The sequence below is a fragment of the Kribbella steppae genome, assembly GCF_004342025.1.
GTDB classification, from domain to species: Bacteria; Actinomycetota; Actinomycetes; order Propionibacteriales; family Kribbellaceae; genus Kribbella; species Kribbella steppae.
This window is the reverse complement of sequence record NZ_SLWN01000019.1, coordinates 21,935-48,107: the sequence shown is the minus strand read 5'-3', so window position 1 is coordinate 48,107 and position 26,173 is coordinate 21,935. Positions and strand designations below refer to the sequence as shown.

The window sequence follows — 26,173 nt, the reverse complement described above, 5'->3', positions numbered from 1 at the left end:
AACAGATGCGCGTCTTGTGAAGGTGCAATGCAGGCTGGCACCTTCTTCACATGACCGAGACGACGCCACGCCTTCTACGGCGCATCCGGGTCGACTTTCCAGATCCAGGAAGCGCTGAGGAAATCGCCCGGCTGGTCGCTGATGCCCACGAGTCCGAACGCGTCCAGGCGGCGATCGTGCTGTGGGGCCGGGGTAACCTCGCGCGCATTCGTGACGCTCGAGCGCTCGCCACACAGGATTGGCGTGATCTCCTGGTGCGCGCTGACCTGGCCGATGCCGATTGGCACGACAAGCTGGACGCGCAACTCGGTCAGAGTGAGGGGTCTTAGCGGTCGAGTAGTTCGGTTGGGGCGACCTGGCGCCAGGAATCGGCGAGGATGTCGTGGAGTTCGCCGGCGTCCTCGAGCGCGTCGAGGCGGGCCCGAACCCAGTTCGAACCCGCCTCGTGCCGCGGAACCCAGAACTTCTCGGGTTCCGCCGCGATCAACTCGTCCCGCTCCAGCCGGGGACACCGCACCGCGAACGACGTCTGGTCGTCCGGGATGGTGATGAACATCCGCCCGGCCACATCGAAGGTCGGATGACCCCAGCGCTCCTTCTCCACCGCCTCCGGGAAGGAGAGCGCGATCCGTCGTACGTCGTCAGCAGCCAGCACCCTGACACCCTAAGGTCAGCGCTTGCGACCCGGCAGCAGTAGGGCGACGACGGCTCCGGCGGCGACGATGGCGGCGCCGGTCCAGACTGCGGGGACGAGGCCGTCGGCGTAGCTGGCCGGGGACTCGTAGGAGCCGGCTGAGGCAAAGACCGAGGCGAGGACGGCGACGCCCATCGCGACACCGACCTCGCGGATGGTGTTGTTGGTCCCGGACGCCACACCACGGTCGGCGTCGGACGCGCTCGCCATCACGACACTCGCCGCCGGGGCGAAGGTCAGGCCCATCCCGACACCGGCGAGGACGAACGGCACGACCAGTTCGCCGTACTGCGTCGAGGCCGTGGTGATCAGCGCGATCCAGCCGAGCGCTGCCGCGAGGAGCACCTGTCCGGACGCGATCAACACGCGAGGCCCGACCCGGTCGACGATCATCCCGGCGATCGGGGCGACCACCATCGGCGCCATCGTCCACGGCATCGTCCGGACGCCGGACTCCAGCGGGCTGTAGCCCTGCACCACCTGGAAGAACTGGGCCAGCAGGAACACCGCCCCGAACACCCCGACCGAGAACGTGAACGAGGTGATGTTCACGACGCTGAACGCCCGTACCGAGAACAACCGCAGCGGCAGCATCGGAGCCGGAGTACGACGCTCCCACGCCACGAACGCGACCAGCAGCACCACACCGGCGATCAACGACCCGAGCACGCTGCCGGACGTCCAGCCGTCGTCGGCACCGTGCACGACACCCCAGACGATCGCCAGTACGCCGGCGGCCGCCAGGACCAACCCGGGCAGGTCCAGCCGCTTCGGCGTACCCCGGGACTCACTCAGGACCCGAGCGGCGAGCAGTACGGCGACCACACCGATCGGCACGTTCAGCCAGAAGATCCACTGCCAGTTGATGCCGTCGACGACGGCTCCGCCGACCAACGGGCCGACGGCGACACCCAGACCGGAGATGCCGCCCCAAGCACCGATCGCGGCACTGCGAAGCTTCTCGGGTACGGCGCCGGCCAGCAGAGTCAGCGACAACGGCATGACGGCCGCCGCGCCAACGCCCTGGATCGCCCGGGCGCTGATCAGCATCCACGGCTCGGTCGCCAGCGCACAGGCGGCCGAGGCGAGCGTGAACAGCGCGATCCCAGCCAGGAAGATCCGCCGTCGGCCGAGCCGGTCGCCGATCGCCGCCGCGGTCAGCAGCAGCGCCGCGAAGGAGAGCGTGTAAGCGTTCACGAACCACTGCAGGTCGGACAGGGAGGCGCCGAGCTCGGCCTTGATCACCGGCAGCGCGTTCGTCACGACCAGGTTGTCCAGCGTGACCATGAAGGTGGGGATGCCCACCGCGGTCAGTACGGCGCCCAGACCCCAGCGGCGGCGGGTCGTCGGAGGCTCGAACCTCTCATCGAGAGCGGTCGACGTCATCTCAACTCCTAGTTGTAATTCACTGATAACAAGCTTGGTGACCAAAGTATGCATCGACTGATAACATGTCAAGTGATTGGCGACGGATGGGAAGGACAGGCATGGGTGCGAGGGTGCGGTTGACCGCGGCGGAGCGCGGTGAGGAGGTGCTGCAGGCGGCAGTCCAGGCGTTCGGCGCGTCCGGGTACGCAGGCACGAAGACGGACGAGATCGCCCGGCTGGCCGGAGTCTCCCAGCCGTACGTGATCCGTCTCTTCGGCACCAAGCAGCAGCTCTTCCTGGCCGCCGTGCAGACCGTCTGCGACACCATCGAGCAGACCTTCCGCAACGCCGCGGAGCGCGAGCCGACACTGGCCAGCCTCGGCCACGGCTACAACGAACTGATGGCCGAGCGCGAACTCCTGCTCGTCCTCCTGCACGGCTTCTCGGCCAGTGGCGAGCCTGCGATCGGCGATGTCGTCCGCGAGCGCTTCGGCGGGATCTATCGGCTCGTCCGCGAGGTCACCGGGGCGTCACCCGCGGAGACCCGGGCGTTCCTCTCCACCGGCATGCTGCTGACCGTGATGTCGGCCATGCAGGTTCTGGGGCCGGACGCGATCAGCCTCCCGTGGGCCGACGAGATCAACGCAACCCTGGGCGAGGACCCGGCCGACTAGTCCCTGCCGACTTTCTGACCGGCGGCGAACCAGATCGTCGCGGTGGCGAGGACGAGCGCGGCAGCGGTGACGAGCAGGGACCCCGGGACCTCGGCCCCCTGGATCAGCGCGGCGGCGACCGCAACGACCGGGCCGATCAGCAAGGCGATTGCCCCCGGCACCAACCAGCGGCGCAGCGACTGCTGATGCACCAGCGCGTAGGACGGGAGTTGTGCGGTGAACGCGGTCGCCAGATGCACCACCAGCAAGGCGATCCCGGTCAGCACCAGACTCCAGGTCACCTCACCCGGCGCCCGGCTCAACCACCCGAGGGCGACCACCACGATGAAGAACACCCCGGCCAGCGAGTCCGGCAGCACGATCGTTGCCACCAGCATCGGAATCGCGATCAGCGGGATCAGATCCAGCTGATCCCACGACTGCACAGCCGACACCAGCAACGCCACCGCGCCCGCCGCCGCAACGGTCAGCCGCGCCAGCACCGCAGCCCGCCCCGAGGCCCGCATCTGCGCAAGCCACAAGTTGATCCTCTCCGCGATGCTCATCGACGTTCTCGCTTCGCTCCGGGCGCCGATGAGACACGAGAGAGACTGTGCTTGATGATGAACTCGCTTCGCTCGCTCATGACCGAATCCTCGGCGCAGAGGCCAGCCGCGACGTATTCCGCAGGACCTCGTCGAGGGTGCCGGCACCGCGCCAGGGCACGGTTGGGACGCCCAGGTCGCTGAGCCGGTCGAGCTCACCACGGCGCTCGAGCATCCGCAGCCGCCAGGCGAGCGGCCAGGCGCGGACGTCGTGCTCGTCGAGATCGATTACCGAGGCAATGTCCGGGGGCAGGGTGTCCACGGCGATGACTGTGCATCCCGAGTGCACGAGCGTCACGATGTACCCGAGAATCACCTGTCTCAGCAGGGGGCTGAGCACCACGACGAGGCTGTCGGACTTGATCCGGTTCCGGCGGACGAGTTGCAGCTCGTCCTGCTGGCGGCCGCGGCGATCCGCGTGGACCAAGGCATCCAGGATCCGGCGCAGATGCCCGCGACCGCTGCCGGACCGTACGCCGCGCACCAGGTTCCCGGTGTCGATCAGGCGGACCCGGTCGCCGTGGCGGAGGTAGTGCTCGGCGATCGACGCGGCCGCGCGGACCCCGGTGTCCAGACTGCTCGACCGTCCGTCGATCCCTTCGCTGACACCGATTTCGCCACCAGTGTCGAGCAGGATCACCACCTCGGTGTCGCGGTCCGACCACGTGGAGGTGACATGCAGCTCGCGGGTGCGCGCCGAGACGGACCAGTTGATCCGCCGCAGCCGGTCACCCGTCCGGAACGGCCGTACGCCGGCCAACTCGGTCCCCTCGCCCGGACGCCGTGACCGGTGCAGCCCGACCAGGCCGGCCGGACGCGGTACAGAGTCAACCGCCTCGAAGCCCTCGCGCAACGGCAGCGTGGTCACGGAGAGCTCCTGCGCCGACGTCACAGGGAGCCGGTACGCACCGAGCATCGAGGTGGCGACAACGGTCGGCCGCTCCAACGCACGTATACCCCACCGCTTCGACCGCAGCCCCACCTCGAGCGTCACCACGCCATCGGTCACCGGCTCGGCGATCGCGGCCTGCGGCGGGTCGTACTGGAACCACTGGGCCCGCGGCAACGCCGCCACGATCAGGTCGATATCCGGGTCGACCGTCCCGGCCACCCGCAGCCGGTACGTCGTTGCCTGCCCCTCGAACAACGCATCCGTATCCAGCTCGGTGTGCACCTCGGGCTGCTCACGCGGCCGGAAGTACCGCCCCCAGACCGCGACGAACGCCAACGGCAACCCGAGTACGGCGGCATCCGGCCGCCGGGCTACCACCGCAATGAACAGCAGCAGCCCAGCCGCGCAGACCGCCCGGATGTGCGCATGCGTCGGCCGCCATTTCATCACTCACACCCCTGCAAAGTCACCGGGATGCGCCGACGACGGTGGGTGGGGTCGGCACCGAACCAAGGACCGCGCGCACGACGGTTGCCCCGGTCACCTCGTGCAGCCAGAGCTCGGGCCGGACCGTGATGCGATGCGCGAGCGCAGGTACGGCGACCGCCTTCACGTCCTCCGGTACGACGTAGTCCCGGCCCTGGATCACGGCGTACGCACGTGCCGTCAGCAACAACGCCAGCGAGCCGCGCGGCGACGCACCGACGAGGACCTGCGAGTCGCGACGGGTCGCCGCTGCGAGCTCGACGCAGTACTGACCGACGGTGTCGTCGACTGTGACGGTCTCGACCGCATGCTGTGCGGCAAGCAGCCCGGCCGCGTCGGTGACGGCCTCGACGGTCTGATCCTCCATCCGGCGGCTCATCCGGCGGCGCAGGACCTCCCATTCCTCTTCGGCGCTCGGGTAGCCGAAGCCGATCCGCAGCATGAAGCGGTCGAGCTGGGCCTCGGGGAGCGGGTAGGTGCCTTCGTACTCGACCGGGTTCGCGGTCGCGAGCACGTGGAACGGGGTGGGCAGCGGGAACGTCTGACCTTCGACAGTGACCTGGTGCTCCTGCATCGACTCGAGCAGCGCAGCCTGCGTCTTCGGTGGGGTCCGGTTGATCTCGTCGGCCAGCAGCAGACCGGTGAAGATCGGGCCCGGCCGGAACACGAACTCGGAATCCTTCTGGTCGTACACGAAGGCGCCGGTCACATCCGACGGCAACAGGTCCGGCGTGAACTGCACCCGCCGGAACTCCAGCCCCAGCGCCTGCGCGAACGACCGCGCCGCCAGCGTCTTCGCCAGCCCCGGATAGTCCTCCAGCAGCACATGCCCGCCGGCGAGGATCCCGGCCAGCACCAACTCCAGCGCCCCGGTCTTCCCCACCACCGCCTCGCTCACCCGGTCCAGCACCTCTCGGCTGACCGCAGAAACCTCCGCGATCCCCAACTCCCGCCCAACCTCCGCCTCGGGCACGACCTGGCTCGGCGGCGCGCTGGGGTGCAGTTCTGGGTCAGTCACGGTTCCTCACAACTTCTCGATGGTCTGAATGGCGTATTCGATCTCGTCGAAGGACGCGGTGCGCTTCTCGTCCCCGGTGATCAGGTTCCACAACTGCTCACCGGTGATCTCGCGAGCCCGCTCCGGCTCGCGCACCGGGTCGACGCCGTGACGGTGCACCAGCCGGTCGGTCGTCAGCTCCAGCAACAGCGGCTGGAGCCGGCGAGCAAACGTCCGCGATCCCTCACCCACGCGGCGCTCACGGCCAGCCTCCTGCAGCCAGGTGGCGATGAACTGGGTCCGGTTATCGTTGCTCCGGGTCCGCAGGACGGCCAGTCTCTCGTCCTGCCGCGCCGGCCAGTTGGTCTCCAGCACCTGCGGCACGATCAGCCGGACCGCCAGCGACCCGAACCCGATCGCGAGCGCCGCCGCGACGAACCACAACGGCCGCGGCGCCATCCCCGCGGCCCCGAACGCTCCCACCAGCAGCAGACTCACCAGCACGGTGAGTCCGACATGCTGCACGAACAGCTTGTTCAGCAGCATCTCTCGAACCCGCGGCTGCCTCTCGGCCGGCCGTGCGGCCCGTCGAGCGGACTCCTCCAACGGCGTCCACTTGTACGACGTCATCGACCCACCCCCCTGGATGCCTCGGTTTGAGCGGCGGCCAGGTCGTCGCGGAGGCGGAGCAGAGCAGCGCGGGCCTCGGCGCGGGCCTGCTCACTCGAGCCGTGGGTGGAGTAGCGGGCCTCGCGATACAGCTCGCCGAGGCGGACGAGCTCTGGCTCGGAGATCCCTCCCACGCCGAGAACGCGAACGGTGAACTCGGCCGGGGTCTCCGACGGATCACGGGCCGCACCGGCCGATGCGGCCGCCTCCTCGAGCGCGACCCAGCACGCGATCACCGCATCGGTCGCCGTACCGGTGTCGATCCTGGACAGGCCGGTGTCGACCGCCTCCGCGAGCCGGTCGGCCTTCATCCGCTCCCAGTCGGTGTCCTCGGTCTCGGCCTGGGGCAACTCGACCTTGCGGAGGATCCGGTAGATCACCCATCCCAGGAACGCGGCGACAACCGCGGCCGCCAGCCAGAACAGCGCCTGCCAGAGCGCCTGCAACCACTCCGGGAACGGCCGGGACTTGATCTGCGACCCAGGCGGTGGCGGCAACGGTGTCGGCTCCAGCACGCCGGGAAACCGTGTCGAGGTCGGCTCCGGCCGTGGCGAGGACCGCAGCGTGCTCTCGCTGACCGGCCGGACCGGCCCGCCGGCCGACGCGAGCACCACGAAACCGGCCGCCGTGACGCCCAGCATCAGTACGACGACCAGCGTCAGCGCTCCCCGACGGCTCCGCTGCATCTCGGAAGGCTAACCGATCAGAAGCCCGTGTCGAGCCACGGAAGCCGAGTTGCGGAAAACGCTTGCGAGGCGGCCGCGAGCGCTCCGGCCGTGTGCTCATGCACCAGCCCCGCCGCCCCGAGCCGGACCAACGACGGCTTGCCGAGGTAGACCGCCCCCAGTTCCCGTACGTCGATGGTCAGGTCAGCCGGCCGCGATGTCGCCGCACAGGTCGCGCCGGCCGGCCCGCCGGCGAGATGCCAGCTGCCCTCGTTCCACGGCAGGAAGCCGTCGGTCACCGCGATCACGACGTCGATCTCCCGCGCGTACGTCCGAGCGGCGAGCGCTCGGCCGACGTCGACCGGACGGATCCAGAGCCCGTCCCGCGTGATCGGCTCCGGAGCCCGGGGATCGAGCAAAAGATCCAGCAGCGGATCGTCCGACGGGAGCTTGCCGTAGTGCGTCTCGCTCAGCAGGTCCGGCTCCAGCAGGAACCGCCAGAGAGCGACATGCGACGCGAGGTCCTCCGCATGGACCCGGCTGACGTCGATGAACCCCTTGTCCGTGCGTTTGCTCCGGTAGTAGGCGAACCCGGTCACCTCGCCGTTCCGCTCGGCCACGACGCAGCGCCGCGGCGAGGCGTTCGCCGGATTGCTCGTCACGTTCTCACTGACGATGTGGTCCTGCCACCGCTCGTCGTGGTGGAACATCCCCGGCTGGTCGGCTGCCAGCCGGTTGCGCAGCGCCGCACACGTGGCGAGGGCCTCGCGTACGGCGACGGTCCTGATCCGTACGTCGTCGACGCCGGCCACCGGCCGCAACTCGCGGGACCACTTCCTGATGACGATCTCCTGGTGATCCGAGCCCAGGCCGTACCCGAACCGGCCGTAGATGACCGGCTCGCTCGCGGTCAGTCCGGCGATCGGCTCGACGCCCGCCTCATGGATCTCGGTCAGCTGAGCGCGCATCAGATCCCGCAGGATGCCGCGACGCCGGTGCGTCGGCCGGACCGCGACCAGGGTCACCCCGGCCACCGGGATCTGTGCACCCGGCACCGTCATCCGCAGCGAGAACGCCCCGGTATGACCGACCAACTGTTTCTCGTCGGTCGCGACCGTGCTCCGCTCCGGCTCCCACACCCGTCGCTCGGACTCCAGTTGAGCCTCGCTCCACGGCGCAGCGAACGCCAGGTCCACGAGCTCGACCAGCTCGTCCCAGTCACCCTCGAACCGCCCGATCTCGATCGCCATACCCCTTGCCTACCAGACGATCGAGACAAACCACGCACGGATTTCAGTGAAGTGCCGGAAGAATGCGCACCCAGTGCGCGATGGGTTCCCTGTGAGTACCGCGTGGGCTCTGGGGCACCGGCCGGCAGTGCCCCGAGCCGACCGGTGCCTGTGCAGGGGTCAGAGCGTGATCGACCAGTTGGTGAGGGTTCCAGTGTCGGCGTAGCCGTTGTCGCCGATCCGCAGCGTCCACGTCCCGGCCGCGGTCTCGTCGGCGGGTACGTCGTACGCCTTGGTGGCCGGCATCGGGTGGCACGTCGTACCGCCGTACCGCTGCAGGTAGTACCAGCGCCCGCTCGGTGAAACGACGCTGATGTTGAGATCCTCCAGGCAGGTGTGGTTGCCCTCGACCGTCACCTTGACCGGGCTCGCCGTCCGGCCGCTCGCGGTCGAGCGGACCTGACTGACCGCGACCTGGAAGTCCCGGATCGGGTAGTCGGTCCCATTCCCAAAGGTGCGACCAGTGCTACCCGTCTGAGTCCGCGCGGTCACCGCCGCACTCGGAGCAGACTTGTTGCCCGCAGCATCTTTCGCGACCACGGTGAAGCTGTACGACGTATCGGCCGTCAGCCCGGTGACCGTCGCCGCCGTACCGGCAACACTCGCAACCACCCTTGATCCGTCGAGTACGTCGTACCCGGTCACACCGACGTTGTCGGTCGCGGCGTCCCAGGTGAGCGAGATGCTGTCGGACGTCGCACCGGTCGAGCGCGGGGAGCCGGGGGTGGTCGGCGCCTCGTCGTCGTCAACCGGCGGCTTGTCGGTCAGCAGAGTGAGGTTCCACTTGGCGAGGGCCTCGCCGACGGGCTGGAAGATTGAGTTGTCCTCGTTGGGGCTGCAGGTGGAGTTGCCGCCGGAGTGCAGGCCGACGGCCTTGTCAGCACGCAGCCAGGCGCCGCCGGAGTCACCACCCTGGGAACACGCGGTGCTCGTGGTCAGTCCGTCGATCACCACGTTGCCGTAGTCGATGGTCTGGTTGATCGCGGTGACCTTGCCGCACTCCCAGTTCGGCGCGGTGTTGCCGCTGTGGCAGACGGTCTCGCCGACGATCGCCTCAGCCGAGCCGGTGACTGTGACGGCCGGCTGACCCCAGGTGTTGACGTTCGGAGAGGTCGTCCAGCCCGCCTCGGTGATCGCGACCACGCCCATGTCACCTTCGCGGGTGTTGACGCTGCGGCTACCGCCGACATTCGACGTACCGAGCCGGCTGGATTGACCGCTCGCGCCGTACGCCGCCTGGTTCGCGTCGTTCGTGCAGTGGCCTGCCGTCAGGAAGTGCTTGTTCCCTTGGGCATCCGTCGCCGGGAAGCCGACCGAGCAGTTGCTCTCGCCGCCCGGCCACCACGGGTCACCCGGGTTCACCTCGCCGGCCTGCTGGCGGAAGTCGGTGTTCACCCGCACGACCTGGACGCCGTCGCCCAGCCCGGCGAATGCGCCGTAGCCGCCGCGAGCCTTGACGACGACCTTGTTGGCAATCGGGTCGATCCCCCAGCTCTGCAGACCGCGCTGCGTCCGCGCGATCTTGTCCACCTGCACGAACAGGCGGTCCAGCTCACCCTGACTGCGGGCGACCTGCTGCGGTACGCCGCCTGCCGTACGGACCTGATCGGCGGTGGCTTCGTTGACCACAGCAACCATCAGCTTGCCGTCGGCGATCCAGCGGCCGGCTTGACCGGGCGACGACGGGAGGTTTGCGGAGATCTGTTGCGGACTGGGTGGCTCCGCGTCGGCGGCGATCGCCTGACAGGGCATGACGACGAGCGCGCCACTGAGCAGGACCGCCGCTTTCACATGCCGTTTCATGGTTGGACTCCTTGCGTTCGGGCGGGGACGGTGGACCCGAACGTAGGAGGTCGCACGACGGCGTGGAATCGCCGGAAGCCCTTTCACAGTTAACAGAACCAGCGCTTAGCCGAAGGCGAGGCTGTTTAACAGTTCACTCGTCCCAGCCCCACCGGAAGCCGTAGCGACCCGGTCCGAAGTTCAGCACGACGCCATGCACCTCGGACGTGACGTCGACCGGCCGGACGATCTCGTCGGCGTCGTCCAGCTGCGAGAAGCCACTGCACACCACCGGGAGACGCGTCGGGTCGAAGCAGATCTCGAGCACGAACTCGCGTACCGGCAGGCGGAACTTGCGCTCGTAGTTCGTCGCCGGTGGGTACGGCGCGACGTTGACCAGCTCGTGTTCGGTGATCACCGTCTCGCCCTTGCGGAGCGGGCGGTCGAAGAGCAGTTCGGCGACGAGCAGTCCGTCGGCGGGACGTCGTACCGTCCGGCCCAGGTGACAGTGCCGGAGCGGCCAGATCGCCGGCAGCGGGCGGTCGTGCTCGTCGAGGTGCATGATCACCACCCAGCGGTCCGGACCGTCCGCCTCGGCGCGCAGAACCTGACGGGAGTGGTACGAGCGTTCGCCGCCGTCCGGACCGATGTAGACCCGGTCGTGCTGACTGATCCGCGTCAGTCGCTCGTCCCACCGGAGGTCCACTCCACTGACCGCATCCTCGACCGCATCGGGTCGTGGCCAGTACGCCGCCACGTCAGGCCGGTCAGGCACGGTGGTCAACCAGCGTCCACGTCGCCGTGGCGGACCCAGCGAGGCCGACAAGGTCCCGGCGGGAACCTCGAGCACCGACTCCAGCAACTCGACAGCAGCGAGCGAGTCCCGCCGCTCAGGACGTGAGCGTCCGGACTGCCAGTAACTCAACGTGGCCAGGCTGACAGACACGCCTTGAGCCAGCAGCCGCTCCCGGATTCGCTCCAGTCCCAGCCCCCGAGCGCGTATGGCGTCGCGCAACACGTCGGCGAACTCCCGCTCACCCATCCCACACCTCCGGCCGATCCCCACTTCGGACCCTAAGCAGGTCGTCGGTCCCCGGCCAGACCTCGGCGCCTTAACTGTTAACAGCACCCGGCTACTGTCCGCCGCACCCGCCGAGCCCGATTCCGCGCGAGGTCGGGAAATTTCCCGGTCTGACGGGAAAGTCGGCCAGCCCCGGCCCTGGACTGATGAAAACCGTTTTCATATACTGCCCTCATGACCGCCCATTCGAAAACCTCGTTGTCCCTGCTGGTCGGCCTGTCGACGACACTGCGCGAACCCGTGCTGCACGCGATGGTGGACGCCACCACCGTGGCCGTCGTGGTGGACCAGGACGAGCTGCCCGGGCGGGGCGTGCTGTCCTGGCGGGTGCTTGACGCGTCCGGTCCGATCGACTCCGGAGAGTTCACCGTGGACGACGACTGCGGTGCGTGTCAGCTGATCGAGTCGCTGCTGCCGCTGCTCGAGGCCCTGGTCGCGCGTCAGCGCTGGGACCACGTCGTACTGGCTGCTCCGCCGGCGATGGAGGCGCGCCCGCTGGCGAGCACGCTGGTGGCGACGATGCCCGAGATCGCGGTCGACACGGTGACCTGCGTGGTCGACGCCGTACTGCTGGTCGAGCAACTCTCAGGCGACGAACTCCTCGACGAGCGTGGACTGGCTCTCGGGCCGCCCGATCGCCGTAACGTCGCCGAGCTGACCGCGCGGCAGATCGAGTACGCCGACGTGTGCGTACTCGCCAACGCTCACCGCAACGCCGCCCCGGAGCGACTGCACAACCTGCTGGCGCATCTGAACCCACGTACGACGGTCGTCGCGGCCGATCCGGCCGGCGTACCGACCGGTCCGGTCGCGCGGACCGCGTTGTTCGACTTCAAGGCGGCCGAGGCGTGGGCCGGTGAGCTCGCCGCCTCGGACCGGGTGCAGCCGAGTGGTGACGGCGTGACGACGGTCCTGTGGCGGTCCACCCGGCCACTGCACCCGTCCCGGCTGAACGACGCACTCGAGGACATCGTGGACGGCGTCGTACGCAGCCGTGGCGTGGTCTGGCTGGCCAACCGGCCGACCCAGCGGGTGCGATGGGAGTCCGCGGGGTACAGCGCGTCGCTCGGGATGCTCGGCGAGTGGTCCGACACCGAGCACCTCGCCGAGTGCACAGTGGTCGCTACCGGCATGGGGCTCGATCCGGCCCGGCTGCAGGCGGTCCTGGACGCCTGTCTGCTGACCGAGTCCGAGCTCGCCAGCCTCAACTGGCAGGACCTGGACGATCCGTTCGCCGGCGTGCTCTAGCTCCCAAGGAATCCAACGGATCCCTTCTGGCACCTCCGGAGGTGTCTTGTGAAGGACTCTCGACCTATATCAGCCAAGCAACGGGAGGCGGTCCGCGTGCGGGCCGAGCATGTCCCGGTCGTCCTCGTCGAGCGGGAGCCGACCGGTCGCCTTGAGGACGTACGTCGTTGTGTCCCAGCCGATCACGTCCCACGCTTCCGGACCGAACAGGCCGTCCAGCGTCCGTGCCGCGACCTGCAGCCCTTCGGGATCCGGCTCCAGCGCGTTCGGTAGCTCGACGATCAGGTCGAGGTGGTGCACCGTTGCCTCCAGCACCAACGTCGCAACGAAGTCGGTCGCTCGCAGCACGTGTCCCTGGGTCTCGACCCGCCGGCCCTTGTCCACCAGTCCGGCCGTTGCGGCGCGGACGGCGGCCTCGGACAGCTCACGCCAGTGCTGCACCAGAGCCGCCGGTTTCCGGTACGCCGACGCGACGGTCCGGACGAACTGGTCGTCTCCTTCTGTGCCCGGTGGGGAGTCCAACCAGTAGGTGACGAAGTCCCGGTCCGGTACGGCGGTGGCCGGGCTGGCGAACGCCATCAGCGCGCGCTCGGCGTCGTACAGGAGATGGACCAGGAGCGGGCCGACCGGCATCCCCTCGCAGCGGGTCGGGCGGTCGAAGTCGGCATCGCTCAGGCCTTGCACGGTCTCGGTCACGCGCCCGTACGTCCGGCCCAGTGTCGCCGCCAGCTGCAGCGGCAGTGCTCCTCGCTCAGGCGCCCTCATCCCAGGCCTCCTCGGTGTGCGGTCCTCTCCGAACCTAACCCGAGAAGGCTCCGGTGTGTTCCTACGAGCGGGCGGTGTCGAGGTGGGACGCGGCGACGGCCTCCAGGTGGGTGAGGTCGGAGGCGACAGTCGCGAACGTATAGCCCTGACTCAGCCGCCGCTGCGCCGTCTGGCCGTCCGGCGTGTGGATACCGGCCGCGATGCCGGCCTCCTCCGCCGTCTGAGCGATCAACTTGACCGCCTCCTCGAACGGCCCGGCGACCTCCGGATCACCCGGGAACCGCGCCCCGACCGACAGTCCGAGGTCCGACGGGCCGACGTACACCCCGTCCAGACCGCGCGTCGCACAGATCTCCGCGACGTGCTTCAGCCCGAGCGGTGTCTCGATCATCGCCAGTACGACGGTCGCCGCGTCCGCGTCGGCCGGGACCGGACCGACCCGCAGCGCCGACCGCATCGGGCCGTACGACCGCACACCGGCCGGCGGGTACTTCGCTGCCTGCACCGCTCGCGTGACGTCCTCGGAACTGTCCACCAGCGGCACGATCACCCCGGCCGCCCCGGCGTCCAGCGCGCGTCCGATCGGCGTCGGGTGGTTCGCCTCGACCCGCACCAGGCCGACCGACCCGCTCCCGAGCGAGGCACCCGCGTCCACAGCCAGCAACCCGGTCAGCAGACCCTGATACCCGAGCAGCCCATGCTGTCCATCCAGCACGACGTAGTCGTACCCGACGCGCGCGATCCGCTCAGTCGCGACCGGCGCATCCAGCACCACCCAATAGCCGATCAGCTTCTGCCGATCCCGAAGACGCTCAGCGAAGTCCTTCGAACTCACGTGTTCTCCTCCGACGGTTGCCCCCACCGTATCGGGACCGGTCGTTGCTCAACCGCTCGCGTGACCGCCCTGTGGACGAAAGGATCCCTCCCAGGAACGCCTTCTCCGCGAACTGATCGCCGCGGCCGGTCTCCCCGCCGTGCGCCTCGGATGAACCTCCTGCACGAAGTCGTCGCGGCAGACCGGCGCTGTGCGAGGATCGCCAACCATGGAGCTGCCGTTCACCGTCCTGTCCGGCCCAGCGGACCAGCCGGTCGCGATCGACTGGCAGGCCGTCGAGTCCTGGCTCGGTATGGGTCTCCCCAGCGACTACAAAACGCTCGCGGGCGCCTGCGGGCCGCTGGACATCGGTGAGTTCATCTGGCTGCACGTTCCCTGTGTTCAGGAAGGCCGGTTCGACTACGGCGATTGGCTGAAGGAGAGGCATCGGCTCTGCCGGAGCTGGTCCCGTTCGGTACCGCCGTACACGCCCCCGCCGTTTCATCCCGAGCCCGGTGGACTGCTCGCCTGGGGCACCACACGCCAGGCGGGCTATCTGTTCTGGGACACGTCGGCGTCGTCGGATCCTGACCAGTGGCCGGTCGTGGCCTACGACAGCGATGCCGCCAACGCCGGGATGAACCCCTGGCAGTCCGAAGGTCTGCCACTGGTCGAGATGCTCGATGCAACCATCAGGACCAGCCAGTTGCCACCGACGGCGCGACGCACCGCCTTCCTGCCGGACGTCGGCCCCTGGACGCCGCCACCTCCGCCCGAACCGGTCGCCCCCTCGCGGCAGGCCGCTCTGACCGAAGGCGAAGGCCTCGATGCACTGCGGCGACTCGTGCCGCCACCGACGACGCCGTACCTCGGTGACGACAGCTGGGAACGGCTCTTCGACCGACTCGGCACGCGCCTCCCCGCGGAGTACGTCACGCTCCTGGAGACCTACGGATCCGGCAGTTGGCGGTCGTGGTTGAACTTCGTCACACCGCTGCGCGATTCCGACGCATCACGATCGAAGGGCTACCGCGGTCTCGCCGACTTCGTCGAGCAGATGCTCGACATCTATCGCGAACTGCGCGCCGAGTACCCGGAGTTCCAGCCGCTGGCGGTCTGGCCCGAGCCGGGCGGCTTCCTGCCGTTCGCCGACTCGATCGACGGCGATGTCTTCGGCTGGCTGACGCTCGGCGATCCCGACGACTGGCCGGTCATCATCTATCCCCGGCAAGAGGACCAAGGACCACCGCTGCCCGAGGGTCTGGTCGACACCCTGCTGGCCTGGCTTCGCGGCCGGCCGGTGTCCACCGTGTTCGAGCGACTCGACGAAGCCGACGATCCGCTCGAGTACGCGACCTTCGAACCGTGGAACGCCGACTCGTACCTGTGACTCAGACCGGCGGGACGCCGTGGCGGCGGGTGCTGAAGTGGCGGTCCTTGGACTGGGCGGCGGCCAGGCGGGCGATCAGGTCGGCGCGGAGATCCTCCGGTTCGACGATGGCGTCGATGACCAGGTCGGCGGCCAGCCGGAGGATGTCGATATCGGTCTCGTACTCCTCGCGCAGACGGGAGACGTACTCGACCCGCTCGGTCTCGTCGGCGATCTCCTGGATCTTGTTGTAGTACACGGCGTTGATCGCCGCCTCCGGACCCATCACCGCGATCTTCGCGGTCGGCAGGGCGACACACGCATCCGGTGCGAAGCCGGGTCCACACATCGCGTAGAGCCCAGCGCCGTACGCCTTGCGCACGATCACCGACACCGTCGGCACGGTCGCCTCCGACACCGCGGTGATCATCTTCGCGCCGTGCCGGATGATCCCGGCCCGCTCGACCTCGCTGCCGATCATGAACCCCGGTACGTCGCACAGGTACACCAGCGGCACGTTGAACGCGTCGCACAGCCAGATGAACCGCGCGGCCTTGTCCGCCGAGTCGACGAACAGCACACCGCCCTTGACGGCCGGCTGGTTCGCCACGATCCCGACCACCTGCCCGGCGAGCAGCCCGAACCCGGTGACGAGTTCCGGCGCGTACGACGGCTTGAGCTCGAAGAACGTGTCAGCGTCGACGACGGCGTCGATCACGTCGTGGATGTCGAACCCGACACTCTCCTCGGCCGGCACCAGATCACGGGTGAAATCGCGGGCCGGCGGCGAGGCGTCGTACGACGGTGGCCTCGACTGCCACGAACCGGGCAGGTAGGAGAAGTACTGCTTCGCCAGCTCGATCGCCTCGGCGTCGTCGGCCGCGAGCAGGTCACCGCAGCCGGACACGCTCGTGTGCATCCGGGCGCCGCCCATCTCCTCCAGCGTCACCTTCTCGCCGACCACCATCTCGGCCATCCTCGGCGAGCCCAGGTACATCGAGGCGTTGCCGTCGACCATGATCACCAGGTCGCAGAACGCCGGGATGTAGGCACCACCGGCAGCCGACGGGCCGAACAGGCAGCAGATCTGCGGCACCTTGCCGGACAGCGCGACCTGGTTGTGGAAGATCCGCCCGGCACCGCGACGGCCGGGGAACAACTGCACCTGGTCGGTGATCCGCGCACCGGCGGAGTCGATCAGCCAGAACACCGGCAGCTCGTCGCGGATCGCCACCTCGGTGATCCGGACGATCTTCTCCACCGTCCGGGCACCCCACGACCCCGCCTTCACGGTCGGGTCGTTGGCGACGATCAGCGCCGGCCGGCCGTCGACCAGCGCGCGGCCGGTGACCACACCGTCGGCGGGCAGGCCCGCGTTCAGCGCGTTCGCCAACTGCGCGTCCTCGATGAAACTGCCCTCGTCGACCAGCAGCGCGATCCGGTCGCGGACGTAGAGCTTGTGCTGCGACGCGAGCTTGGCCGCGGCCTTCTCCGGCGGCGCCAGAGTCGCCTCACGGGCAACCTTGACCTCGGTCCAGTGATCGTGGGTCATACCGTCATCCTGACACTCCCGGTCGCGAGGCCATCATTCCACCGGGAGCCCGAGGCTCCGGGCGATCAGCATCCGCTGGACCTCCGAAGTACCCTCGCCGATCTCGAGGATCTTGGCGTCCCGGTAGAACCGGGTCACCGGGTACTCCTCCATGAAGCCGTAGCCGCCGAACACCTGGGTCGCGATCCGGGTCGCGGTCACCGCGGACTCCGTCGCGTACAGCTTCGCCACCGACGCCGCCTGCTTGAACTCCTGCATCGGCGCGCCCGCGTCCTTCAGCGACGCCGCCCGGTAGACCAGCAGCTCGGCGGCGTCGGCCATCACCAACAGATCGGCGATCTGGAACGCGACGCCCTGCTTGCGCCCGATCGGCACCCCGAAGGTCTTGCGCTCACCGGCGTACTGGACCGACAGCTCCAGGCACGCCCGGATGCAGCCGAGCGCGACGGCCGCGATCGCGACCCGCCCGTCGTCCAGGGTGGCGAGGAACTGCCCGAAACCCTTGCCCCGCTCGCCGAGCAGGTTCGACGCGGGCACCCGGCAGCCGCTGAAGGACAGCGGGTGCGTGTCGGAGGCGTGCCAGCCGAGCTTGTCGTACGCCGCTTCGGCCACGAAGCCCGCCGTACCACTCGGAACGATGATCGTGGAGATCTCCGCCTTCCCGTCCGGCTTCTCGCCGGTCCGCGCGGTGACCGTCACACAGGAGGTGATGCTGGACCCGGAGTTGGTGATGAACTGCTTCGAACCGTCGATCACCCACTCGTCCCCGTCGAGCACGGCCCGGGTCTTCGTCGCGCCGGCGTCCGAGCCCGACTCAGGCTCGGTCAGCCCGAACCCGGCCAGCGTCCGCCCGGCTACCAGGTCCGGCAGCCACTGCTGCTTCTGCTCGTCCGTGCCGAAGGTGAGGATCGGGTTGATCCCGAGCCCGACCGCGGCCTCCAGGGTGATCCCCATCGACTGGTCGACGCGGGAGATCTCCTCGATCGCCACGCACAGACTGGTGAAGTCGCCGCCGGAGCCGCCGTACTCCTCCGGGGCGGTCAGCCCGAACAGCCCCAGCCGGCCCATCTTCTGCACGACCTCCACCGGGAAGTAGTGCTTGCGGTCCCACTCCGCGGCGTGCGGGGCGATCTCCGCCTCGGCGAAGTCGCGCACGCTGTGGCGGAACTCGCGGTGCTCTTCGGACAGTTCGAACATGACGCACTCCCTGTGCTTGACGCTTACGTAAACGTAAAGCACGCTGGGGTGTGTGCACAATATCCGGGTGCCCACGCAAACTTGGTCGATCGCCGAACTGGCCGCCGAGTACGACGTCACCCTGCGCACCATCCGGTTCTACGAGGACCGCGGCCTGCTCACCCCCGAGCGCCGCGGCACCGTGCGCGTGTACCACCCCCGCGACAAGGTTCGCCTCGGCCTGATCCTGCGCGGCAAACGCCTCGGCTTCTCCCTGGACGAGATCGCCACCATCGTCGACATGTACGACGCCGAGCCCGGCGAAGAGGGCCAACTCGCCTACCTCCTCGACCAGATCACCACCCGCCGAGCCGACCTCGAACAACGCCGCCGCGACATCGAAGAGACCCTCCTCGAGCTGGCTGAGGTCGAAGCCCGCTGCCACGCCGACCTCGAGGCCTTGCGCTCCCGCTGAGCTTCACCGAGTCGTGGATTTCGGTGCTCGACAGGCGATCGAGAGAGAGCAGAAATCCACGACTCGATCTCAGAGAGCGTCCTCGTAGGCCTTCAGGGTGTTGACGAAGAGGGCTCGTTCTTTGTCGGTGAGGGGTTCTAGGGCTTGGCGCCAGGCTTGGGCACTTCGGGCCAGCCAGGTGTCGATCGACGGGCGGTGGGCGTCGGACAGCGTGACGATGGCGCGGCGGCGATCGGTGGGGTCTTCGCGGCGGTCGAGGATGCCTTTGCGGGTGAGTTCGCCGACCATGAGGCTGACGGTGGCGGGGGTCACCTCGAGACGTTCGGCCAGGTCGTTGACGCCGAGCGGGCCGTCGAACAGCAGGTAGGCGAAGAGACTCAGGTGCCGCGGCGCGAGATTCAGGCCGGCCAACTCGTCCGGCACCTTCATCCGCTTCGTCCGCCCCACCATCCGCGGCATGAGCAGCAACAACGTGCGGATGCTGTCATCGACACTTGACATACCTTTGTCCTCAAAACTATTTTGCTTGCAAAGCTAAATCATCTAGGCAGAGTGAAGGGTAACCGCGTGGATCCCAATCGTGAGGTCATCGACGAGTTCCGGGCCAACACCGGTCGCGTCACGGTCGCGCTCGGCGGCATGTTCAAGGACGCGAAGCTACTGCTGCTGACCACCACGGGCGCCCGCTCGGGCCGTCCGAGCACCACCCCGACCGTGTACGCCGAGGACGCCGGCCGCTTGATCATCTTCGCCTCGAACGCGGGCCGGCCGCGGTCACCTGCCTGGCTGCACAACCTCCGCGCCAACCCGACCGTCACCGTCGAGATCGGCGACACCAGGTACGACGCCATCGCCACCGAAATCATCGGCGCCGAACGCGACCGCCTGTACGACGAACAGGCCACCCGCGATCCCGCCTTCGCCGCCTACCAACAGAACACGTCACGCGTGATCCAGGTCGTCGCCCTCACCCCGGCGCGCGTCGGCGCCGCAACCGCGCAACTGAAGGAGATCCACGCCGGCCTCCGCAAGCAACTGGCCGACACACTGGCAGCAGTCGACGCCTACCTCGCCGGCGACGGCGAACTCCCCGAGTCAACCAGCGAACTCCAACGCCACTGCCTCACCTTCTGCGGCGCCCTCCACGCCCACCACACCCGCGAGGACGGCGTGTTCCCCCAGCTAGCAGCGGACTTCCCTGAACTGAAGCCCGCCCTCGACCGCCTGACTCGCGAACACGAAGCCGTGGCCGCCCTCAACACCCGGCTCACCGAGACGCTGGACCAGCTGACCACAGCACCTTCGCGCGAGGTCGCCGTACACCTGCGGGGCGACCTCCACCACCTGGCCGCCGAACTGGAGGCCCACTACACCTACGAAGAAGCCCATCTCGGCCCAGCCCTCGACGCCGCCTGACTGTCGATCTGCCGTCGCCGCGTTCGTGTAGGGGGTGAGAAGACACCTACTGAAGGAGGCAGTCATGGGTCAGATCACCGTTGTGTGCAACCTGACGCTGGACGGAGTGATGCAGGCGCCTGGGTTGCCGGATGAGGACCTGCGCGGCGACTTCCCGTACGGCGGCTGGGCTGCGCCGTACCGCCATGACGCGATGGGCCGGGTCCTCGGCGGTCTCGCCCGGCCCACGGACGGCATGCTGCTGGGCCGCCGTACCTACGAACAGTTCGCCGACTTCTGGCCGAAGCAACCCGACAACCCCTACACCGAGGCACTCAACAACCAGCAGAAGTACGTCGTCTCGTCCACGGTGCACGACCCCGACTGGGTCAACTCCCACGTCATCACCATCGACGACGTCCCGACGCTCAAGCGCGATCAGGACCTGGTCGTCCTCGGCAGCGGCGAACTCGTCCGCTCCATCCCCCACCTGATCGACGAGTACATCCTGCTGATCCACCCCCTCGTCCTCGGCAGCGGACACCGCCTGTTCGAAGACCGTCACCAGCCCTTCGAACTCGACCACACCGAGGCGACCACTACCGGCGTCGTGATCTGCACCTACCGGCCGACAGCGGGCAGTTAGGGGGCGCGGTAGTCGAGCACCTGCTCGGGTGGCGGGAAGCCGTCCTCGACGTTGATGCCGTGGACCTCCCGCACGTGGTCGCGGAACCAGCGGTCGAACGGGTCCTCCGACGTCGCCATGCCTTTGAGGGCGGCCTCGACATCGTGTGCTTCCCAGTAGACGACCGCGACGTCGCCGTTCGGCGTGTTCTGGATGAAGATCGCTTCTCTGGTGATTCCGAGACGGCGGCGCGAGAGTTCGTAATCGTCCTTCCGCTCCCCGCGCCGGCACGAAATCATGGCCGAGCGATCCGTCTCGGTCTTGCCTGGCAGCAGCGGGGCGATGAATCCGATCGTGTGCATGGGTCCGACCCTTCTGGTGAAAGTGTTGGTCAGTGCCCAGCCTCGACGTCCGGCCCGGGAGAGACATCGCTCGAATGCGTGATCTCGTTGCCCCCGGCCGAACTGCGGGCGACCTTGCCCGCCAACTCCGCCCGCGTTGACACCGAGAGCTTCTGGAACACGTGCCGCAGATGGGTGTTCACGGTGTGGGGCGAGATGTGCAGTCGTCGGCCGACCTCGCGGTTTGTCAGTCCTTCCGCCACCAACCGCGATACGGCCAACTCGCTCGGCGTGAGGCTGTCCCAACCGGCGTCAGGCCTACGGCGCGGTCCCCGTGCGCCTTGCCTGACACCGAGGTGACGTAGGCCGGCGCCCACCCGGGCGAGCCACGCTGTGGCGTCCACGGTGTCATACCGCGATTGGGCCTCCGAGAGGAGATCCTTCGCGTCACTTTCGTGGCCCGACCTGGCCACCACGGACGCCGCGTCCTCACACGCACCGGCGTGATCGAGCAGACGATCGCTACGGCGCGCCAGCTCGACCGCTTGGAGCAACGGCGCGGGATCGTCGTCGAGGAGGCCCCGGCACCGCTGCGCCGCAGCCTGCACGCTCGCGACGTCCGGTGCGAGGATGGCTCCCGCCTCGACCGCTTCGACGACCCGGCGGGCCAGGTCACCGTGATCGAGCGCCAGGCTGAGCCGCACGAGCGGCGGGGCCAGGTAGCGGTGGTAGTAGCGGACCTCCCGCTCGACGTCGCGGTTCCAGCATCGGAGCAGCATGTCGTGCGCCCGAGCCGGCTCGCCCTCAGCCTCGGCGACCATCGACGCCGCAAAACCAACCAGCTCGACGCCGTACGACGGTTGGTCGGCCGTCAACTGTTCTTCGACGTCGGCCAACGCGGACCTCGCCCCGGCAACGTCGCCCCGGGCCATGGCCATCACCGCCTGATAAGCCTTCGACTGGTTGATCGAGATCCGCTGGCCGTGCTGCTGGGCCAGCCGAACGCCCGACTCGAGCTCGGCGGCGGCGTCGTCCCACTCGCCGACCAGGAAGCGCTCCTCGGCAGCCAGCAGGAACATGTCGGTGAGGAGCCATGCCGAGCCGAACTCCTCGGACTCCTCGATGGCGCGCAGGTACGCCGACCGCGCTTCACCCAAGCGGTCGGAGTCGGCGAGAGCCATACCGTGGAAGAAGTGCGGGTGCCGGAGCCGGGCCCCGTGGTCGACAGGATCGAAGGTCAGGGCGAGGGCCCGCTGGGTCGACTCGAGCGCTTCGGAGTAGCGACCTTGCGCCTTGACCGCGACCGACAGCGCCGCGAGGCTCCAGACGATCATTTCCACGCTGCCGGCACTCTCGGCGATTCCGAACGCCCGCCGAGCGGTCTGCTCAGCTCCGACGAAGTCGCCCGAGAACGTGCGGCCGTAGCTGGCCTGGGTCAGCACGAGTGCCTGGTCCGAAGGCCGCAGTACCGAGGACTGCAGCGCCGACTCTGCCCGGTCGATCAGCTCTGGCGCACGGTTCTGCAGGGAGAGGGACGAGACGAGCGTCAGCCGCAGCGGTACGTCGACCTCCGGCCGATGCGGGCGATCGAGCACCGCCTCGGCGACCGCGGACGCCTCGTCGACCAGCCCCGCCCGCTGCAACGCCTCGGCCAGCTCGGCCGTCACGAGATCGGCGTCTGGGTGGCCGAGTGGCAGCAACTCCACCGCTCGGCGCAAGAGATCCACGGTCACGGACGGACCTCGAGCCGCGGCGTCCGCTGCTGCCTGACGCAGCCATCGAACCGCCTCCAGATCGCCTCGATCAGCTCCCCGCATGAGGTGACTCGCCACTGTGGAGAGGTCGGCGCCGGCCTCGGCGAAGGCACCGGCCGCATCCCGGTGCAGCGCCCGTCGCGCCGGCACCGGCAGATCTTCGTAGATGGCCTGCTGGACAAGCTGATGGCGGAACACGACCGCATCGCGGTGCTCGTCCAGCAGCCGCGACCTGAACGCTTCCTCGAGGTCGGCGACCACCTCGGTGGCAGGTCGGCGACGTACGACGGCCAGATCGTGGATCGAGACCGCATCGCCGAGCACCGAGGCGGCCTGGAGCAGTTCGAGCGTCCCCGTCGGGAGATACCCGAGGCGACGAAGCACGAGGTCTCGCAGCGAGCCCGGGAGCTCGTCGGCCGTCGCCTCGGCGAACCCGGAGCTCCGCCGCAACCATCCCTCGATCGACAGCGAACGGAGGATCTCAACCAGCCACAGCGGGTTGCCGCCCGCCTTGACGAGCATCGAGGTCAGCAACGGACCCGGGGGAAGCCCGAGCTGAGCCTGCACCAGCGCCTCGACGTCGTGGGCCGGCAACGACCGCAGGGAAACCATCCGAGCCCCCGCCGACACACAATCGTCGAGTAGCTCGTCGAGCTCCCGACTCCGGGGCGCCGGGCGCAGGGTCCCCACCAGTATCAGCGGTACATGGCTCAGGACGTGGGCGATCGAGCGGAAGGCAAGCAGACTGGAGTCGTCGGCCCAGTGCAGGTCCTCGAGGATGAGTACGACGGGTGTCTCGGCGCACGCCGTCTCGACCAGATCGACTACCTCCTCCACGACACGGAAGCGAAGGTCGGCAGTACCGTCCACGCCGGTCTGCCCCTCGGCGCCGCCGACCAGCAGACCGGCGATGGCCGAACGCAGCGGGTCGGAGGAACGCCGGCGAAGCTCGAGAGCGTCGGCCACTGCGCCGAACGGCCTCGTGCGCTCGAACGGGTGCGCATTCCCGCGAAGGACGGTCAGACCCTCGGCATGCGCCAGGTCGGCAAGGGCCTGGACCAGACGGGTCTTGCCGACCCCGGCCTCACCTTCGACCAGTAGCGTTGCCGCGGCGCCGCGCTGCAGCGCCCGCAGTAGCTCGCCGATGACATCGAGCTCACGGTCTCGACCAACCAGCCCCGCAGCCGGCCGCAGTGCCATGAGCTGACTGTACTGGAGGACGGCCGACGCACTATACGGCGACGGCGACAGCCCTTCGGGCGCTCTGGTAGCGGCGGAGGGCGAGACTGGCTATCCGGGGGTCAGCGCCTAAGGGTGGGCTGACGTGGCGGCCTGCAGCCAGGCGGTGGGCCTTGTCGGCGAAGTAGCCGGGGGCAAGGAGGTAGGTGGCTACGGCTACTCGGCCTGGGGTGCGAGCCAGGACTGAGGACAGGTGTTCGCCGGCGCCGGAGATGTAGCCGACCTGGACCGGGCGGTTGATGTGGGCCTCGAGCAATCCGGCCGTCTCGGTGCAGTCAGACAGGGCTCGGGGGTCGGAGGAGCCGGCGGCGGCCATGACGACATGGTCGATCCCGCTGAGGTCGCCCAGGCGGTCGGCCATGACTTCGGCGAGGACCGGGTCGGGGCCGAGGGCGGGGGCGGCGTCGACGCGGCCGGGGCGGCGATGGACCTCGGCGGCGATGTCGACGTACACGTGGTAGCCGCTCGAGAGCAGCAGTGGCACCACGACGGCCTGGTTGCTGTCGGCAATTACTCGGCTGACCAGGCCGGGCAGAGCTGGTACGTCGACGTCCACGAAGCCGAGCGACATCGGTACGTCGGGGCACTGCCGAGCCATCAAGCGGACCAACTCGTGGACCTCACGGATGCCCCGAGGATCCGCTGTTCCATGGGCCGCAGCGATCAGGTCGACCGTCATGATGCGACCCCGGCTGGTTCGACCGCCAGGCGGTAGCCGCGTCGCACCACCGTTCGGACCAGTTCCGGCCGACCGACCGCCGTACGGAGTCTGTTCACCGTGACCTCCACCGCGTGTACGTCCTCAGCTCCAGGAAGTACCGCGAGCAGCTCCGGTCGCGACACCACATCACCACCGGCCGCGACCAGAGCGGCCAGTACGGCGCGCGGCCCCGGACCGAGTGGCAGCACCACTCCGTCCAGGACCGCCGCACCACCACGAATCACCAGTTGCCCGAACTCCGTCTCGATCGACCGCGCGTTGTCGTCCGTCAGTCGATCAGTCACGATCCGGATCAACGCGCCGAGCCGGAATCGGTCCGGCACCAACGGCTCCAATCCCAAGGTGTGAAAGGGCACAGCCGTCACCGGACCCACACACGCGTTCAGCACCCGCCCTGTCCGCAGGGACGTGACCAGAGCGTCGTACTGCCCGGACAGCGCCGCAGCGTCGAGCATGGCCTGCGCGCCAGGCGCCGACGTATGCACCACTGCATCCACTGCACCAGAGGAGATCTGCCCGATCATCCGCTCGACCACGACCGGGTCAGGTGCCGGACCCCAGCGATACACCTCGAGTCCACGTACGGACGCCCCAGCTGTCCGCAGCGAATCCTGAAGACCGGGGTCCGACAATCCATGAAGTTGTACGACGATCTTCCGCCCGTCGACCCCTTGATCGCGGAGCCACTCCACCACCTCGGCGGTCGTCTCCGACCGGGCCGACCAGTGCTCGACCAGTCCGGCGGCCCGGATCGCGCCCCGGGCCTTCGGACCGCGGGCGAGGATGCGCGACTGCTCCAGTGTGACCAGCAGGTCCGCGGCGAGCCCGGCCGTGTCGGCCGCCTCGATCCAGCCACGGAAACCGACCGCGGTGGTGACGACGACGTCGTCCGGCGGGTTGGCGATCACCCGACGGGTCGCCTCGATCAGAGCGTGGTCGTCAGCGACCGGCACGATCTGCAGCGTCGGCGCGTGCAGCACCTTCGCGCCGCGACGCTCGAACGAGGCGATCAGATCCTCCGCGCGGCGGTGCGCGGTGATCGCGATCGTGCAGCCACTGAGTGGGCCCGGCTTACTGTTCACGGTGTTGGATTCCTTCCCCGCCCGACCGCCCCGGTCAGGTCCACCAGCACCTGTCCGTCGACGACTTCCACGGGATAGACCGGCAGCGACACCGCCGGGTCGTCCAGGCACTGCCCGGTGCGCAGATCGAAGACCTGCTTGAACATCGGCGACGCCACCGTCTGCACGTCGCCCCGGCTGCCGACGATGCCGCGCGACATCACGTTCGCACCGCTGAACGGGTCCTGGTTGCCGATGGCGAACACCGACCCGTCGTGGGTGCGGAACAGCGCGATCTGGACGTCTCCGATCAACGCGGCGACCCCTCGCTCCGGCAGCAGTACGTCGTACCGGCAGACCACCGTCTGGCTCATCGCAGTGACACTCATCCACGTCCTCGCTTCGCTCCGGGCGCGGATGAGGCACGAAGCACGCTGTGTTTGATGGTGAACTCGCT

Annotated in this window: 27 protein-coding genes; 7 read left to right on the top strand and 20 right to left on the bottom strand. The window is 68.7% G+C overall.

All coding sequences use genetic code 11. The annotated features are described in order from the left end of the window. The first annotated feature begins 50 nt into the window (after positions 1-50). Positions 51-329 (top strand): hypothetical protein, encoded by a 279-nt coding sequence (locus EV652_RS38760; RefSeq protein WP_132215009.1) that lies wholly within the window; start codon positions 51-53, stop codon positions 327-329. On the opposite strand, the gene EV652_RS38755 is transcribed toward EV652_RS38760, so the two are convergent. After that, positions 326-655, bottom strand: coding sequence for an MmcQ/YjbR family DNA-binding protein (locus EV652_RS38755; protein ID WP_132215007.1), 330 nt, complete (start codon positions 653-655; stop codon positions 326-328). The genes EV652_RS38760 and EV652_RS38755 overlap by 4 nt on opposite strands. A gap of 15 nt (positions 656-670) precedes the next feature. Next, positions 671-2,080, bottom strand: coding sequence for an MFS transporter (locus EV652_RS38750; RefSeq protein WP_132215005.1), 1,410 nt, complete (start codon positions 2,078-2,080; stop codon positions 671-673). Positions 2,081-2,181: 101 nt separating this feature from the next. Between EV652_RS38750 and EV652_RS38745 the strand changes: the two genes are divergently transcribed. Then, a complete protein-coding gene (locus EV652_RS38745; RefSeq protein ID WP_132215003.1) occupies positions 2,182-2,736 on the top strand; it encodes a TetR/AcrR family transcriptional regulator in 555 nt (184 codons plus the stop codon). On the opposite strand, the gene EV652_RS38740 is transcribed toward EV652_RS38745, so the two are convergent. The 8 genes from EV652_RS38740 to EV652_RS38705 form a co-directional block, all read right to left on the bottom strand. Then, positions 2,733-3,281, bottom strand: a complete 549-nt coding sequence (locus tag EV652_RS38740; protein WP_132215001.1) for a hypothetical protein — start codon at positions 3,279-3,281, stop codon at positions 2,733-2,735. The two genes, EV652_RS38745 and EV652_RS38740, sit on opposite strands and share 4 nt — an antisense overlap. A gap of 76 nt (positions 3,282-3,357) precedes the next feature. Continuing rightward, on the bottom strand, positions 3,358-4,659 hold the full coding sequence (locus EV652_RS38735) for a DUF58 domain-containing protein (RefSeq protein ID WP_132214999.1): 1,302 nt from the start codon (positions 4,657-4,659) through the stop codon (positions 3,358-3,360). A gap of 19 nt (positions 4,660-4,678) precedes the next feature. Further along, entirely contained in the window at positions 4,679-5,671 is a 993-nt protein-coding gene (locus tag EV652_RS38730; protein ID WP_132215223.1) for an AAA family ATPase, read from the bottom strand. Between the two features lie 51 nt (positions 5,672-5,722). Then, positions 5,723-6,325, bottom strand: coding sequence for a hypothetical protein (locus EV652_RS38725; protein WP_242002270.1), 603 nt, complete (start codon positions 6,323-6,325; stop codon positions 5,723-5,725). After that, positions 6,322-7,050 carry a DUF4129 domain-containing protein gene (locus EV652_RS38720; protein ID WP_132214997.1) on the bottom strand — a complete coding sequence of 243 codons (729 nt, stop codon included), beginning with the start codon at positions 7,048-7,050 and terminating at the stop codon, positions 6,322-6,324. The genes EV652_RS38725 and EV652_RS38720 overlap by 4 nt, the downstream gene beginning before the upstream one ends. A gap of 17 nt (positions 7,051-7,067) precedes the next feature. Continuing rightward, positions 7,068-8,279, bottom strand: a complete 1,212-nt coding sequence (locus EV652_RS38715; protein WP_132214995.1) for a GNAT family N-acetyltransferase — start codon at positions 8,277-8,279, stop codon at positions 7,068-7,070. A 159-nt stretch (positions 8,280-8,438) separates the two neighbouring features. Then, positions 8,439-10,121: a proprotein convertase P-domain-containing protein gene (locus EV652_RS38710; RefSeq protein WP_132214993.1), complete on the bottom strand. Its 1,683-nt coding sequence runs from the start codon at positions 10,119-10,121 to the stop codon at positions 8,439-8,441. 133 nt (positions 10,122-10,254) lie between these two features. Beyond that, entirely contained in the window at positions 10,255-11,142 is an 888-nt protein-coding gene (locus tag EV652_RS38705; protein ID WP_242002269.1) for a helix-turn-helix domain-containing protein, read from the bottom strand. 213 nt (positions 11,143-11,355) lie between these two features. Here EV652_RS38705 and EV652_RS38700 point away from each other — a divergent pair, with 213 nt between their 5' ends. Continuing rightward, positions 11,356-12,429 carry a CobW family GTP-binding protein gene (locus tag EV652_RS38700; protein WP_132214991.1) on the top strand — a complete coding sequence of 358 codons (1,074 nt, stop codon included), beginning with the start codon at positions 11,356-11,358 and terminating at the stop codon, positions 12,427-12,429. 69 nt (positions 12,430-12,498) lie between these two features. On the opposite strand, the gene EV652_RS38695 is transcribed toward EV652_RS38700, so the two are convergent. Further along, on the bottom strand, positions 12,499-13,194 hold the full coding sequence (locus EV652_RS38695; protein WP_132214989.1) for a maleylpyruvate isomerase N-terminal domain-containing protein: 696 nt from the start codon (positions 13,192-13,194) through the stop codon (positions 12,499-12,501). 61 nt (positions 13,195-13,255) lie between these two features. Next, complete coding sequence (locus tag EV652_RS38690) at positions 13,256-14,029, bottom strand: HpcH/HpaI aldolase family protein (RefSeq protein ID WP_132214987.1); 774 nt, start codon at positions 14,027-14,029, stop codon at positions 13,256-13,258. 208 nt (positions 14,030-14,237) lie between these two features. Here EV652_RS38690 and EV652_RS38685 point away from each other — a divergent pair, with 208 nt between their 5' ends. Continuing rightward, on the top strand, positions 14,238-15,398 hold the full coding sequence (locus tag EV652_RS38685) for an SMI1/KNR4 family protein (protein ID WP_132214985.1): 1,161 nt from the start codon (positions 14,238-14,240) through the stop codon (positions 15,396-15,398). Between the two features lies 1 nt (position 15,399). On the opposite strand, the gene EV652_RS38680 is transcribed toward EV652_RS38685, so the two are convergent. Together EV652_RS38680 and EV652_RS38675 are read right to left on the bottom strand one after the other, a co-directional pair. Beyond that, entirely contained in the window at positions 15,400-16,929 is a 1,530-nt protein-coding gene (locus EV652_RS38680; protein ID WP_132214983.1) for an acyl-CoA carboxylase subunit beta, read from the bottom strand. A 33-nt stretch (positions 16,930-16,962) separates the two neighbouring features. Next, a complete protein-coding gene (locus tag EV652_RS38675; protein WP_132214981.1) occupies positions 16,963-18,126 on the bottom strand; it encodes an acyl-CoA dehydrogenase family protein in 1,164 nt (387 codons plus the stop codon). Between the two features lie 67 nt (positions 18,127-18,193). Between EV652_RS38675 and EV652_RS38670 the strand changes: the two genes are divergently transcribed. Further along, positions 18,194-18,580 carry a MerR family transcriptional regulator gene (locus tag EV652_RS38670; protein WP_242002268.1) on the top strand — a complete coding sequence of 129 codons (387 nt, stop codon included), beginning with the start codon at positions 18,194-18,196 and terminating at the stop codon, positions 18,578-18,580. Positions 18,581-18,649: 69 nt separating this feature from the next. On the opposite strand, the gene EV652_RS38665 is transcribed toward EV652_RS38670, so the two are convergent. Continuing rightward, positions 18,650-19,081, bottom strand: coding sequence for a MarR family winged helix-turn-helix transcriptional regulator (locus EV652_RS38665; RefSeq protein WP_132214977.1), 432 nt, complete (start codon positions 19,079-19,081; stop codon positions 18,650-18,652). A 66-nt stretch (positions 19,082-19,147) separates the two neighbouring features. Between EV652_RS38665 and EV652_RS38660 the strand changes: the two genes are divergently transcribed. Both EV652_RS38660 and EV652_RS38655 read left to right on the top strand, forming a co-directional pair. Further along, complete coding sequence (locus EV652_RS38660) at positions 19,148-19,996, top strand: nitroreductase/quinone reductase family protein (RefSeq protein WP_242002267.1); 849 nt, start codon at positions 19,148-19,150, stop codon at positions 19,994-19,996. A gap of 64 nt (positions 19,997-20,060) precedes the next feature. Continuing rightward, positions 20,061-20,621, top strand: coding sequence for a dihydrofolate reductase family protein (locus tag EV652_RS38655; RefSeq protein WP_132214975.1), 561 nt, complete (start codon positions 20,061-20,063; stop codon positions 20,619-20,621). On the opposite strand, the gene EV652_RS38650 is transcribed toward EV652_RS38655, so the two are convergent. Genes EV652_RS38650 through nirD form a run of 5 tightly spaced genes read right to left on the bottom strand, consistent with a single transcriptional unit; the run spans position 20,618 to position 26,105 of the window. Continuing rightward, the gene (locus EV652_RS38650; RefSeq protein ID WP_132214973.1) at positions 20,618-20,962 is read right to left on the bottom strand and encodes a hypothetical protein; all 345 of its coding nucleotides are present in this window, start codon (positions 20,960-20,962) and stop codon (positions 20,618-20,620) included. The two genes, EV652_RS38655 and EV652_RS38650, sit on opposite strands and share 4 nt — an antisense overlap. A 29-nt stretch (positions 20,963-20,991) precedes the next feature. Further along, positions 20,992-23,895 (bottom strand): ATP-binding protein, encoded by a 2,904-nt coding sequence (locus EV652_RS38645; protein ID WP_132214971.1) that lies wholly within the window; start codon positions 23,893-23,895, stop codon positions 20,992-20,994. Positions 23,896-23,926: 31 nt separating this feature from the next. After that, the gene (locus EV652_RS38640) at positions 23,927-24,613 is read right to left on the bottom strand and encodes a sirohydrochlorin chelatase (RefSeq protein ID WP_132214969.1); all 687 of its coding nucleotides are present in this window, start codon (positions 24,611-24,613) and stop codon (positions 23,927-23,929) included. Then, positions 24,610-25,737: a uroporphyrinogen-III synthase gene (locus EV652_RS38635; RefSeq protein WP_132214967.1), complete on the bottom strand. Its 1,128-nt coding sequence runs from the start codon at positions 25,735-25,737 to the stop codon at positions 24,610-24,612. The genes EV652_RS38640 and EV652_RS38635 overlap by 4 nt, the downstream gene beginning before the upstream one ends. After that, positions 25,734-26,105 (bottom strand): nitrite reductase small subunit NirD, encoded by a 372-nt coding sequence (gene nirD, locus EV652_RS38630; RefSeq protein WP_132214965.1) that lies wholly within the window; start codon positions 26,103-26,105, stop codon positions 25,734-25,736. Before nirD ends, EV652_RS38635 begins: the two co-directional genes overlap by 4 nt. Positions 26,106-26,173: the final 68 nt, after the last annotated feature.

Excerpts from the sequence above, each read along its gene's own strand:
- EV652_RS38695 (WP_132214989.1), bottom strand. The coding sequence starts at position 13,194 with ATGAGGGCGCCTGAGCGAGGAGCACTGCCGCTGCAGCTGGCGGCGACA.
- EV652_RS38705 (WP_242002269.1), bottom strand. The coding sequence starts at position 11,142 with ATGGGTGAGCGGGAGTTCGCCGACGTGTTGCGCGACGCCATACGCGCT.
- EV652_RS38725 (WP_242002270.1), bottom strand. The coding sequence starts at position 6,325 with ATGACGTCGTACAAGTGGACGCCGTTGGAGGAGTCCGCTCGACGGGCC.
- EV652_RS38720 (WP_132214997.1), bottom strand. The coding sequence starts at position 7,050 with ATGCAGCGGAGCCGTCGGGGAGCGCTGACGCTGGTCGTCGTACTGATG.
- EV652_RS38675 (WP_132214981.1), bottom strand. The coding sequence starts at position 18,126 with ATGTTCGAACTGTCCGAAGAGCACCGCGAGTTCCGCCACAGCGTGCGC.
- EV652_RS38735 (WP_132214999.1), bottom strand. The coding sequence starts at position 4,659 with ATGAAATGGCGGCCGACGCATGCGCACATCCGGGCGGTCTGCGCGGCT.
- EV652_RS38760 (WP_132215009.1), top strand. The coding sequence starts at position 51 with ATGACCGAGACGACGCCACGCCTTCTACGGCGCATCCGGGTCGACTTT.
- EV652_RS38655 (WP_132214975.1), top strand. The coding sequence starts at position 20,061 with ATGGGTCAGATCACCGTTGTGTGCAACCTGACGCTGGACGGAGTGATG.
- EV652_RS38700 (WP_132214991.1), top strand. The coding sequence starts at position 11,356 with ATGACCGCCCATTCGAAAACCTCGTTGTCCCTGCTGGTCGGCCTGTCG.
- EV652_RS38715 (WP_132214995.1), bottom strand. The coding sequence starts at position 8,279 with ATGGCGATCGAGATCGGGCGGTTCGAGGGTGACTGGGACGAGCTGGTC.
- EV652_RS38710 (WP_132214993.1), bottom strand. The coding sequence starts at position 10,121 with ATGAAACGGCATGTGAAAGCGGCGGTCCTGCTCAGTGGCGCGCTCGTC.
- EV652_RS38665 (WP_132214977.1), bottom strand. The coding sequence starts at position 19,081 with ATGTCAAGTGTCGATGACAGCATCCGCACGTTGTTGCTGCTCATGCCG.
- EV652_RS38740 (WP_132215001.1), bottom strand. The coding sequence starts at position 3,281 with ATGAGCATCGCGGAGAGGATCAACTTGTGGCTTGCGCAGATGCGGGCC.
- nirD (WP_132214965.1), bottom strand. The coding sequence starts at position 26,105 with ATGAGTGTCACTGCGATGAGCCAGACGGTGGTCTGCCGGTACGACGTA.
- EV652_RS38750 (WP_132215005.1), bottom strand. The coding sequence starts at position 2,080 with ATGACGTCGACCGCTCTCGATGAGAGGTTCGAGCCTCCGACGACCCGC.
- EV652_RS38685 (WP_132214985.1), top strand. The coding sequence starts at position 14,238 with ATGGAGCTGCCGTTCACCGTCCTGTCCGGCCCAGCGGACCAGCCGGTC.
- EV652_RS38650 (WP_132214973.1), bottom strand. The coding sequence starts at position 20,962 with ATGCACACGATCGGATTCATCGCCCCGCTGCTGCCAGGCAAGACCGAG.
- EV652_RS38680 (WP_132214983.1), bottom strand. The coding sequence starts at position 16,929 with ATGACCCACGATCACTGGACCGAGGTCAAGGTTGCCCGTGAGGCGACT.
- EV652_RS38745 (WP_132215003.1), top strand. The coding sequence starts at position 2,182 with ATGGGTGCGAGGGTGCGGTTGACCGCGGCGGAGCGCGGTGAGGAGGTG.
- EV652_RS38640 (WP_132214969.1), bottom strand. The coding sequence starts at position 24,613 with ATGACGGTCGACCTGATCGCTGCGGCCCATGGAACAGCGGATCCTCGG.
- EV652_RS38645 (WP_132214971.1), bottom strand. The coding sequence starts at position 23,895 with ATGGCACTGCGGCCGGCTGCGGGGCTGGTTGGTCGAGACCGTGAGCTC.